The sequence below is a fragment of the Streptomyces sp. MB09-01 genome (genome assembly GCF_033794505.1).
Lineage (GTDB): Bacteria > Actinomycetota > Actinomycetes > Streptomycetales > Streptomycetaceae > Streptomyces.
The window spans coordinates 1-11,165 of record NZ_JARAYQ010000266.1 but is presented as its reverse complement, the minus strand read 5'-3'; the positions used below and the strand labels follow the sequence as shown (position 1 = coordinate 11,165).

The 11,165-nt window shown below is 72.8% G+C and carries 8 protein-coding genes; 1 reads left to right on the top strand and 7 read right to left on the bottom strand.

Annotated elements, in window-relative coordinates; translation table 11 throughout:
* Nucleotides 1-246: 246 nt before the first annotated feature.
* On the top strand, nt 247-1,059 hold the full coding sequence (locus PV721_RS35845) for a hypothetical protein (protein WP_319731836.1): 813 nt from the start codon (nt 247-249) through the stop codon (nt 1,057-1,059).
* Nucleotides 1,060-1,355: 296 nt separating this feature from the next.
* On the opposite strand, the gene PV721_RS35840 is transcribed toward PV721_RS35845, so the two are convergent.
* From PV721_RS35840 to PV721_RS35810, 7 genes are all read right to left on the bottom strand, one after another.
* Nucleotides 1,356-1,634: a hypothetical protein gene (locus PV721_RS35840; RefSeq protein WP_319731835.1), complete on the bottom strand. Its 279-nt coding sequence runs from the start codon at nt 1,632-1,634 to the stop codon at nt 1,356-1,358.
* A 272-nt stretch (nt 1,635-1,906) separates the two neighbouring features.
* A complete protein-coding gene (locus tag PV721_RS35835) occupies nt 1,907-2,170 on the bottom strand; it encodes a hypothetical protein (protein ID WP_319731834.1) in 264 nt (87 codons plus the stop codon).
* Nucleotides 2,167-2,370: a DUF6247 family protein gene (locus PV721_RS35830; RefSeq protein ID WP_319731832.1), complete on the bottom strand. Its 204-nt coding sequence runs from the start codon at nt 2,368-2,370 to the stop codon at nt 2,167-2,169. Before PV721_RS35830 ends, PV721_RS35835 begins: the two co-directional genes overlap by 4 nt.
* 496 nt (nt 2,371-2,866) lie before the next feature.
* Nucleotides 2,867-3,052: a hypothetical protein gene (locus PV721_RS35825; RefSeq protein WP_319731830.1), complete on the bottom strand. Its 186-nt coding sequence runs from the start codon at nt 3,050-3,052 to the stop codon at nt 2,867-2,869.
* Nucleotides 3,053-3,489: 437 nt separating this feature from the next.
* The gene (locus tag PV721_RS35820) at nt 3,490-4,677 is read right to left on the bottom strand and encodes an SMI1/KNR4 family protein (RefSeq protein ID WP_319731828.1); all 1,188 of its coding nucleotides are present in this window, start codon (nt 4,675-4,677) and stop codon (nt 3,490-3,492) included.
* Nucleotides 4,678-4,913: 236 nt separating this feature from the next.
* Nucleotides 4,914-5,333: a telomere-protecting terminal protein Tpg gene (gene tpg / locus PV721_RS35815; protein ID WP_319731826.1), complete on the bottom strand. Its 420-nt coding sequence runs from the start codon at nt 5,331-5,333 to the stop codon at nt 4,914-4,916.
* Nucleotides 5,334-5,911: 578 nt separating this feature from the next.
* Entirely contained in the window at nt 5,912-10,903 is a 4,992-nt protein-coding gene (locus tag PV721_RS35810) for a DNA-binding protein (RefSeq protein ID WP_319731824.1), read from the bottom strand.
* Nucleotides 10,904-11,165: the final 262 nt, after the last annotated feature.

Genomic DNA, 11,165 nt, shown 5'->3' with positions numbered 1-11,165 from the left:
CCCCGCAGGCCTCAACCACCTCGGTGACCTCACCTTCACCACAACCCGGCACACCGAGAATCGGCTGGTAAGCGGCAATTTTAGGCGAAAACGACCTCTGAGTACCTGTTTCTCCAGAGGGTCAGTCTTCGTACCGGACCCAGTTGTCGAGACTGGCAGGCCGACCTCGGCGCCGTGGGGCAAGCCGTCCTCGCGAAGACGGCCCGGTTGAAGGGAGTCTGGCGCGTCGCTGGCTAGGGTCTGAGCGTGCACCGGGCGACACGGCAGTTCTGGCTATGGGTAGCGGCGGCCGCCGCAGCGATCATCGTCGGGGTCGGCTCCGTGCTGCTGCTACAAGCACCATCGGAGGTTTTCCTGCAGCCGGCGGAGGGGAACGAGGACCAGGTTGTCTTCCAGCAGAAGGCTGCTCGCGACCGGACCGCCCTGTTTACTGGGGCGTTGACATACCTACCGCTGGACTCGGTGGACGTCGGCAACTCCGTGGAATTCTCTGCCACCCTCGCCGGCCCCGAGGCCGAGGCCGAAGTCCCCAACCCAGACGACACGTTGCCCGCTCTCCCCGACCCGTTCAGATCGTCCGACTACCCCGACCTGAACCCATCCCCGAACCCATCACCCCGCGAAGAACCTGAAGAGACCGAGGAAACTCGCGAGCTGCCCGTTGGCGGAGTCCAGGCAGCACATTTGTCCGAGCCCAGCGGGGACGTCAAAGTCGATCCGATCGGATCGGTCCGCCAGTTGCTCGCCAGTCGGCGGGACAAGGTGGAGTGGCGCTGGAACCTCACCCCGCGCAAGCCCGGCCGGTACCAGCTGAGCCTGGTGGTCGAGACGTACCAGGGCGATACCGAGAACGTCCTCGCCCGCACGGCACCACCGATCCACATCGATATGACCGTCAACAAAACCTTCTGGTACCGCGTCGGCGAGGCTAAAGAGTGGATCATTGCTGCAGGCGCAGTCCTGGCAGCCTTGGGCGTGATCTTCAGCCCCCTCCGCACGACTTTGGTCAGGTTCGTCTCCGGCCGCATTGGCAGCGGTCGCCGAGCATCCGAACGCTGACAACAACCCGTGCCCGACCTCCGTCGACACCTCCCCGAGATCTGGTCGGGAAAGCAGATCGAGCAGCTCTCAGCCAACCCGAGGACGGGGTGGCCGATCACGAAGAGCTCCTTCAACAGGTGCCCCACGAGTCTCGGCACTGCTGTTGGCCCCAACGGTTACCGCAACCGAACGGCGAACTCGCCCGGGAGACCTGAGGATCGGGCATGCCGTGACTGACCTGGCCCGCTTACTGACGGCATCGCGTATCAAATTGTCGTGAGTAGGCTGCGCTGGCGGTGTGTCCCGTATAGCTGTCAGATGCTCGTGAGGTCCACCCATATCCACGGTTTGTGGTGCCACGAGCGCACTTCGCCGACGACCAGTTCGATGGTTGTTCCCACCGGCGGGAGGTCCTGAACCAGTTGCCTCACGCCTGGCTCGCTGCCGCGGCGGATGGTATCGAGAGATGCGCCGACCGGCTCGTATTCGTTGAGTTTCGCTGTGATGCCCCATGGCTGGTGGCTAGTGATGGTCGCTTGGACGGGCTCGCCCGGGTGAAGCTCGCTGAGGGGGCGCTTCGGCTTGTCTGACATGGCAGCATCATCTCTCCCTGTCAACAGCAGGGCATCGGCGGGGAACATAGTTCGCCCAGGTCATGCCGGAGACCTTGGCGTGTCGCTCGGCGCACTGAGCGGTGTAGCCAACGGCTTGCGCGGCGATGGCTGGCGGCGTCCGACGACGCCGTCTGGCCGTCGGCGCCACCAGCGGTGCCGCCGACGCTCCTCGACCCCGGGCAGCGCCTGCCGACGACACCCGCCCCCAGCCTGCTCGCGGGGCCGGGCACGGGGTACCGGTTCGGGGGCGGCTATCCGAGCCGGACGATGTTCAGGACCGTCAGGTGGCGCAGAGGACGGTTCACCCGGTAGGTGAGGGAGAGCTGGCCGACGGACGCGTAGCGGACGTCCTCACCCTCGGCGTCGTCGGCGTTCCACTGGCCAAAGCCCCACGGGTCTGCGGCGGCGGCGTCCAGGACGTCCCACACGGTGTCCTCGGCGTGTTCGGGCAGGGTGTCGAGGACCTTCGTGGCCGGTGCGGAAAGGCGGACCGCGTAAGGCTGCTGTGCGGTCACCGGCGCCTTCCCCGTAGCTCCGCCATGTCGATGGCCTCGCTGTCGACGTAGCCGGTGGCGGCGAACGCGTCGACCGCCGGGGCGTGGGCGAGGCGGCCCTGCCAGTCCTGGACGACCTCGTACAGCCCGGCGAGGGGAGAAGTGCGGCGGGAGTCCTCCAGCGCGGCCGCCCACTCCCGCTCGAAGGCGGGCCTACCCACTGGGCGGCGCGCCGGTCTGCGCGCAGTTGGGCGCGCAGGTCGGCGGGCGCTCCCGGTGCGGGGGCGTACGGGGTGAGGGGTGTGTGGTCGGGCTGGGCGCTCACGGGCTGTTCCTCCCGGCGGCGGGTCGTACGGCAACGGTAAGCGCGCCGGGAGAGCGCGGAAGCCCGCATCGTCAGATCTCTCCCTGCCGGGTCAGGGTGCGGGCGAGAGTCTGGACGTGCAGGCGCAGCGGCCCGTCCTGCGTGTCCCAGGTGGCGGCCGGGGTGGCGGGCTCCCGGTCGCGGCCGGCGCCGTTGCGGTCGATGCCGAGGACCAGGAGGTGGAGCCGGGTTCGGCGGAGGCGGCGATGATGTGCGGGCCGCCCGGGAGTGCGTCGGCAATGCGGGCAGCATCGTGGTCGGGGGCTGCCCGAGGATGTGGCCGAGCCGGGAGTGCGGGCGGCGGGTGGTTAGGTGGTGGAAGCCGGTCAAGATGGCGTCCAGGGCGGTGTCCATCACCGTCCGGACCGCCCAGTTGCGGATGGCCGCCTCGTCGCCGTGCTGTCGGCCTCGGCCGTCTCGAGTGCTGGGCGGCCGAGGCGGGCGTGGGGCAGCCAGTCGACAACGACCTGGGCGTCGTCGTCGGTGTAGACCGCGACGCCGCCCTGGTCCTTGTCAGTGAGCGGTTGGGGGGGCGCCATGTGAAATCCGGCCGTGGCGAGGTCGAGCCGCGCTTGCTCGAGGAGCAGCTCGGGGGCGACCGGGGCAAGCCCCTCGGGTGGGCGCAGGAGGGTGGCCGCTTCCTCCCCCTGGCGCGGGTAGTCGTCAGCAGCACGGCGGTTCGCCTCGCGTTCGTCGTCGTTCTTCGGGCCCGGGTGCGCCGAAGCTCGACACCTCTCACCCGGCGTGCCGATCGACCTTGGTGAAGGTGCGATGAAACATGGTGGTTGTCACCAGATCAGCGCGCTAGTTGGCACCCCCGGCCTCTGCAGCATGGCTCTCGGCCGTCGGCTATCCCGTCCACCCGGGCAGGATGGCACACGGGCATCGCCTCGGCCGGCACATCGTCAACGCCGGCGCAAACGCATCACCCAGCGCACCGGGCGACCGGGCGACCGGGCGACCGTCAGCCGAGGGTTCACCAGTAGGCGCGCTCGTCCCAGGGCCGGAAGTCCGCGAACTCGACAGGGTCGTCGTCCTCGTCCAAGGCGGCGAACCCATGCGTGACCAGCGTGCCGCGTTGCCAGTCGAGGAGGGTGTCGATCAGGCCGCCCTCGAGTGGCGGTCCCTGGTCCGCGTGGCGGGGCCAGACGATCAGCGGCCATGTGTCGGGATCCCCGCCCTCGGTGAGCCAGCCGAGGCAGTCGCCGTCGATGGAGTTGGCGAAGGGGAGGAAGCCGCCGGGCTCGGGCCAGATGGCCAGGGGGTACCAGCCCGCGTTGCCGTCCTTGAGTTGCCGGTAGGCATCCGCTGTGTCCTCAACGTGCGTGAGGAAACGCCGCTCGCCGGTCCGGAGCGGGGTGTGGAAACGCAGCCACCCGCTCCAGATGCCGGCGCCGTACTCGTCCATCAGCCGCACGTACTCCCCGGGCAGCCGTGTGCCCAGCTCGGCGAACAGTCCCTTCCAGGAGCCGTTGCCGAGGTACGGCCGCTCGGGTGGCGGCGACAGCAGCCGCAGTGCGTCCAGCCCGGTGCCGGTCTCCAGCGCGATTCGGTGCTCGGCCTCGGTGAGCCGAGGCGGGACAGGCGCGGGCGGGGTCCACGCCTCGGCGTCGGGAAGGAAGGCGGTCCGCGCGACCGTGCCCGGCAGCGGGCCCAGCAACGGGCCGGGAGGAGAAGGAAGCTCCCAGGTGTCGCGGACGGTGTGCCGCAAATAGTCGGTGAGCGTCAGGTCGTACCGGTGCCACCGGAGCAGGCCACTGCCCGGCACCGCCCCCGAGTGCCGTACCACCACGGTCCACTTGTCGGGGTCGACGGAGGCCGAGGTGTCCCAGAACAACACGTCGCTGCCCCGCGTGCAGCCCCAGGCCAACAGGCCGCCCGGCTCGGGGTGGAGCACAGGCCGCTCGGCCTCGGGCAGCTCCCGCGCCTCGATCCGCGCCTCCCGGTGCGTCGCGCGCAGCCACTCGCCGTAGTCGAAGCGGTCCCGCTGGACGCACGGCACGTGGATCCACACGTACTCACCGAAGTCCAGCGGCCCGTACCGGTCGGCAAGCCGCTTGTAGTCAGTCGGCAGCCGCAGTCCGAGCCAGTCCTCGCCGGCCGCCCAGTCGATGGGTACAGAGGAGGGCGGACGCCCGGTGGAAGGGGTGGCAAACGTGCTCATGTCCGATGTCAATTGACGTCCTTCCAGCGTGCGTCATGTGCTCGGCAGATTCTTCCGTCTCCGCGGACCAGGCGGAAATCGGGCGACGGCAGGTATGCCGCGCGGGTCGGACCGGCGAGCTTGGAGGACGAGACTGCCCGCCGGGTGGCGCACTGGACGTGGAGTGGAGTTGACCGAGGTGGCCGAGGAAGCACAGCATGCGCTGGTTGACCTGACCTTGGTGACAACAAGCTCGCCTACGTGTCAACTACCCTGCTTCGGCTCACCGGGTAACTGAGGCGCGCCATCCAAGTCTCCGGAAATAGAAGTTCAGGTCCAGGTAGTCGATGTCGTTGATTTCCACGTCTGACGTCCCATAGCGCGGGATCCACCGAGCTTGCGGCGGCGTGCTTGCAGCGGCGGCCGCGGGCCACGGGCTGCCGCCGGGTGCGTACGGCGTCACCGATACGGTCGGTGATCGCCTTCGGCGGGGCCTTCCGGTCGCCCTTGCGGTAGCGCTCCACCGACCGCTGGCTCACCCCGAGCTCCTCGGCAACGGCCCTGGTCGACTTCACCTGTCGGACCAGGAAGTTGATGCGGCCCTCCAGGGTCCTGGGCGGCTCCCGGGTGAATCCTTCCCTGTCGGCCCGCTTGATCGCGTCCTCGATCTCTCCCATGGTGCGGTTCAGCTCCTCTTCGGCAGCAAGGCCCGGGCGCTTGGCCGGGCTTCAGGTCTGACAGGGGGCGTGCCGCCCCGGTGCAATGCGGCGGGGCTCCGGGATGGACGGGTGCGCGGGCCGGTGCGTCTGGGTGTGGCTGCGCACCGGCCGAGGGGGTCTTGAGCTGGTGGCGGGCCCGCGGCCGCCGGCAAGGGGCGCGGGGGTGTCGCCGTTCGGCCGCGGGCGGCGCCTACTTGCCGTCGTCGAGGACGGCGTCGCCGCCCTTCGGCTCTCCTGGTCCACGAGGCGCGGGAGGCCGGCGGCCCGGGCTCGGTTGAGGACTCCCGGGCCATGCTGACGTGTGGATCTCCAGCAGCCGCCGCCTCGCCTGAGCCTGCGACCCGGGCCGGGCCGTACGGCTGCGCGGTCTCGTAGACTGCGGTGGTCTTCGGGCAGTCCTCGGCGGACACCGAGAAGGCCTGGCGCTCGGCGTCTCGGCGGCCAAGTCCCAGCGGAGCTTGGTCGCGGCCACTGCGCGCTCGGATGTCGCCCCGTTCAGCTCAGGCCGCGGCCGTGTTCCCGGCGCCGTGGCGGGCTCAGCGGCGGCGGGTGCGTCGTATCCTCAACTCCCCGAATCGGGGCGCGTCGCCCTCGCGGACCCGCTGCCAGGCCCGTCGGTAGAGCGCGGCAACGGGTTCGGCCGGCACCAGTACGCCGAGGAGCGGCTCCCGTCCGGCGAGCAGGCCGAACATCGGCGCCTTCCACTCCTCCAGCGGCAGCCAGGGCGAGGCCGGCTCCACCCAGCCGCCGGGGAGGAACAGGGTGCGCCCCGCCCGGGTCCGGGCGGCCGTCACCACCAGGTCGGTGGCGGCCAGTTCGGCGCGGGCCGCCTTCAGCCGGGTCGGCTTCCAGCCCGTCCACCGGGCCGTGTTGCGGTCGGTGGGGTCGGGCATCGCCAGCAGCATCAGGTACAGCACCGCCGCGTCCGCGCCCAGACCGTGCGCGGCCTGCACCTCGTCCACCAGCTCCGGCGCCGACCGGGACGGGTCCTGCGGCCACCACGTCCCGTCCTCGTCCACCCCGCACGCCGCCGGGGCACCCGGATCGGCGAGCAGCGCCGCGAACCGCGGATCGTGGACGCAGCGCAGCGCGGTCTCCACGGGGTACGGCTGCTGGTCGGCACGGCGCAGCAGCGGCAGGTACGGGTCGCCGCCGGTGGAGTCGAGCAGGGTCGGGCGCAGAGCGGGCAGGGACGTGCCTTCGGTGCGGGGCAGGACCACCGCTCCGTACTCCTCGTAGTGCTCGGCTGTACGGGTCGGAGCGCCGGCGGCCTTCCGGAACTCGACCGGGTTCGTGTACGCGCCGAGCTCCAGCAGCAGTTGCGGGGCGGCGAGCCGCTGCCGTACCGCGGTGAGCGCCGACGGCAGGAGGGCCCGGACCGGGTCGCCGGCGGGCAGCCGGTGGGCCAGCCAGGCGGCCATGCCCACCGTTCCGGTCAGCACGTCCGCGGAGAACGCCTCGGCATCCGGCGTCTGCGGCACCGCCCGGCCTTCCCGCACCTCCCACGGCGCGTCGGTGCTCAGCTGCGGGGCGGCGGACGGGTCGAGCACCGCGGGCAGGGAACGCACGGCGGACCAGTCGGTGCGGGCGCCCCGCCGGGCCTCGGTGACGAGCCACTCCGGGACCGGCACGCGGCGGCCCACGCGCCGGTTCCACACCTCGGCGGCCGCGGCCACGTCCGGGCCGTCGGTCCACAGCCGGGCCGGGTCGGCGGGCAGCAGCGCCGCAACCAGGCGGCGGCGCACGTCGGCGGGCAGAACCCTGAGGTCGGCGCGGGCCACGGCGGCGTCGCCGACCTTGACCCCGATCGCCTTGCGCTGTCCGGCGGTCAGGAAGCTGCTCTCGTAGTGGTCCACGGCGGGAAGGCCGGCGACCACCAGCCGGGCCAGGGTGCCGGTCACACCGGTGAGCCGGGCGAATTCCTCCGCGGCCGCGGGCAGCCAGGGTGCGGTGCCGCGCTCTGCGGCGTCGTCGAGGAAGCGGGCCAGCCAGCCGGGCTCGCGCACGGCGTCGCCGAGGGGTCTGTGCCCGCGCAGGGTATAGGGCTCGGGCAGGGTGAACCGGCCCGTGGGGTCGTACTGGACGACCGCGAGCTCGTGACCGTCGCCCTTCGGCTCGCAGTCCCGGCCGGTGGTGAGGAAGGCTCCGCCGCCGAGGGGCAAGATGCTGCTGTGGTAGGGGTGGCGCGCGGTGACCGGCTTGTTCAGGAGGTCCCGCTGGGCCAGGTGGATCCGGGCCAGGCGCCACCGGCCGGTGGCCGCGGAGGCCAGGCCCAGCCCCTCGGCCTTGCGGAGCAGGGCCAGCAGGGTCTGCCGCTGTTCTTCGGTGGTGCCCGCGGCGACCGCCCGGTAGGCGAGGGCGGCCGGCTGCTCCAGCAGCGGGGCCCACTCGACGGTGGGGAACGGCAGAGGAGGCATCTCGGTGTGCAGCCGGCCGGGGACGGCGGCGGCTCCGGTGTCCGCCACGGCCTCGGCGAGGGCGGAGAGGGCCCGGAACACGGCGTCGCCGTTGTCGCTGGCCCAGCTGTAGTGGAAGGCTCCGGTCAGGCCGGACACCGCCTGCTCCAGTAGGTGGTCCGAGGGGCCCGGCGGGGTCGGGCGGTCCGCCTCGTCCTGCGCACCGGGGGCGAGGCGCGCGGCGGCGGCTTCCAGGGCGGCCTGCTGGTCGAGGGCGAAGCCGATCCAGTCGGCGACGCCCCGGACCAGCACGGGGTCGGTGACCTGCGGCAGCGCGTCCCGTACCAGGCCGGACAGCGTGTCGGCCCGCTCGGCACCCGCCGTGATGCCCTCGGCCTCCCGGGCCGCGGCGGCCGCGGTGAGGAGTGCGGCTGCGGCGTCCCGGTCCACCGCGCGCAGCGCCGCCGACCCCTCGGGGTCGCGGGGGCGCAGGCAGAACCAGTGCCCGACGGGAGGCAGGGCGGCGGTCGCGCTGACGCCGGTGGCGTGGTGCGAGACGGGGTAGCGCGACTCTGCCGTGAACACACCGTCCGGGTCGGTGAGCCGGTAGGCCCACTGGTACGTGGTCAGCGCACGCGGGCGGTCGTCGCCGGGGAACGTGACCGCCGCGAGCGGAACCGGGCCTCCTTCGGGAGCGGTGACGGTCCGTCCGGCGGTGTCACAGGCCCGGTGGCCCTGGCCGGGCACGTCCACGATCCGCCAGCCGAGGAGGCCGTCCACGGGTGCCCCGAGCACCGAGCCCTCGACGGCGGGGGCGGGCCGCAGCCAGCTGCTGTCCGCGCGCAGGGTGCTGCCCTCGGGGAGGCCCTGAAGGGCGTCGGCGAGGAAGCCGGGCAGGGCGTGCCGGCCCACGGTGTCCCGGGCCGGGTCGTACTCGGCCCAGCCGGCGGGCTGGTCCGCACCGTCCCAGACCCAGTACGCGCCTCCGTCGGACAGGACGGGGCGTTCGTCGGGCAGCGCGGTGTCGCCCCGGTGGAGGGCGCCCGCGCCGGTGGTGAGACCGCCGTCGGCCAGCGGCAGGGCGGTGTACTGGAGGCTCAGCCGCCAGGGGTGCTTGCCCGTGTCCACGGTGAAGATCCGGTCGGGGTCGGTGTGCCAGTAGCCCTGCACCTCCCCGCCCCCGTACCAGTGCCGCCAGCAGACCAGCAGCGCGCCGTCGACGTAGTGGAAGCCGACGGAGCGACGGGTGTCGCCGGGGATGCGCAGGTCGTGGACGAGCACGGTGGAGTGGGCGTCGATCACCCGCACCTGCCGCTCGTTGCCCACGATCAGGTGCGGCCAGGCGCTGACCATGGTCAGGCCCCGGTGGGTGTGGCGCGGCGCCAGCTCGGTGACGGCTTCCTCCCAGGCGGGCCAGGTCAGTTCTTCGAACAGGCCGCCGTTCAGGGTGCGGGCCAGCAGCGCCCCGATGTCGGTGGCGACGGCGGCGGCCACCTCTTCCTCCGCCAGGGCCACTGCCTCGACGGGCAGCCGGCGGAGGCGCCCGAACGCCTCCGGCGCCCCGGGCAGTCCCGTGTGCCTGCAGGCCCGGGCCACTTCGCTCACCCACTCGGCGAGCATCGGGCGACCGCCGGGCGACTCGGCCAGGCGCGGGATCACCTCGTGGGCGATTGCGCAGTCGTCGTAGCCGTACAGGGCCTGCCGGAAGGCGGGCCGGAATCGTTCGTCGGCGGCGAGCCCCAGCAGGTCGCAGCGCTGTTCCGGAACGGCCCAGGCCGCCAGGTTGAGCCCGACCCCGACCTCCGGGGCGGCAACGGGGACGCCCAGGCAGAGCAGCCGGTCGAGCAGGGCGACGTCCTCGAGGCCGATCTTCAGCGCGGCGTCCTTGCGGCCCGGCGCGGCGAGTTCGGTGCGCAGCCGACCGGCCGCGCGCTCCACCAGGTCGAGCAGGAGCGGTGGCGTGAGCCGGGTGGCCCAGCCGGAGTGGCGGGCGGCATGGAACCGTTCCAGCCAGCCGGAGGTGCCGTCGGCGCAGCCCTCCTCGGCGGTGGGCGCCTCGGAGGCCAGGGCGACGGTGGCACCCGCTTCCTCCAGGATCTCCAGCCACAGGGCGGACATCTCGCCGTCCCGGTCCTCGTCGCACGCCGGCATCAGGGACAGCAGGGCACCGCGCACGGCGGGTTCGCGGCGGGCGAGGGCGACCAGTGCGGCCCTGTGGGCCTTCCACCAGGCGAGGCTCGCACGCAGGACGGCGGGCAGCGGCAGCAGTTCGGCCAGGTACTCCTGCTCGGCCTCGGCCGGGTCGAGGCCGGCTGCGCGGGCCAGCCGGCGCAGGGTGGCGTCCGCCTGGACGGACGGCGTCATCCCGCCGGCGGTGCGGCGCGTGCACAGGCGGCGGAAGCGCTCGTACGCCTCCGGCGCGTGCACGCGTGCCTCCATGGCCTTGCCGTGGCTGGTGAGCACCCGCACCGGCAGGGCGCCGGCCAGCGCGAACTCCAGGAAGACGGCGTCGAGGCGGTCCTCGTCGACGGCGAGGCCGTGGGTGGCCTCGCTCTTGCGGGCCTGGGCGAACAGCTGCGCGGCGAACGCGGGGTTTTCGGCCGACAGGAAGAGGCGTGCGGCCTCCTCGCAGACGACGGGCAGGAAGTGGGGCACGGAGCCGGCCAGCCGCCCGGCCAGTTCGTGGCAGGCTGCGAGGGCAGCCTTGGGCTTGGTCCTCGCCTGACGGGCGATCCGCTCCAGTTCGGGTACGAGGGCGAGGGCGTGGTGGCCGTCCTGGGGGTGGTGGACGAGCAACCACTCCGGGAAGCCGAGGGTCCGGCGGCGGCCGAGGCCGACCACGGCCGGCTCGCCATCGGGCTCCAGGCCGAGGAAGCCGACGGCACGGTCCTCGGCGGCGCCCAGTTCGGCGGCGGCGAGGCGGACGACGACGCGGTCGTCCTCGGCCAGGCCCGGGTGGCGGTAGGCGCGGGCGGTGAACTCCACGGCCTCGGGCCCGGCGTCGGCGGTGCCGTACGGGAGAACCGCCCCGGCCTTGAGCAGCAGTTCGGCCTCGGTCGCGGGCTCGGGCGTGCCCGTCGCGGGGCTGATGGTGCTGGTGGTGCTGGTGGTGCTGGTGGTGCTGATGGTCATGTTGTACCGCCCCCTTCGGTCGTGGCCGAGTACGGTGCGGCGGCCCCCGCGTCCCGAGCATCACCCCCTAGCTGCGGTACGGAGGGGACCTTAGCGCCACCCACTGACAACGGAGCCGCCGGCGGACGCGGGGCCCCGGCCCGCGTCGTTCCGGAAGCGGCCGGCGCTGCTCGGGAGGCCGGCGCACCGCGTCACGTCGGGGCCGCCGGGCATCGGGGGGGGGGGCGGCCCCGACGTGACGCGGTGGGCCGGCCTCCCGCGC

Excerpts from the sequence above, each read along its gene's own strand:
- PV721_RS35840 (WP_319731835.1), bottom strand. The coding sequence starts at position 1,634 with ATGTCAGACAAGCCGAAGCGCCCCCTCAGCGAGCTTCACCCGGGCGAG.
- PV721_RS35825 (WP_319731830.1), bottom strand. The coding sequence starts at position 3,052 with ATGGCGCCCCCCCAACCGCTCACTGACAAGGACCAGGGCGGCGTCGCG.
- PV721_RS35820 (WP_319731828.1), bottom strand. The coding sequence starts at position 4,677 with ATGAGCACGTTTGCCACCCCTTCCACCGGGCGTCCGCCCTCCTCTGTA.
- tpg (WP_319731826.1), bottom strand. The coding sequence starts at position 5,333 with ATGGGAGAGATCGAGGACGCGATCAAGCGGGCCGACAGGGAAGGATTC.
- PV721_RS35810 (WP_319731824.1), bottom strand. The coding sequence starts at position 10,903 with ATGACCATCAGCACCACCAGCACCACCAGCACCACCAGCACCATCAGC.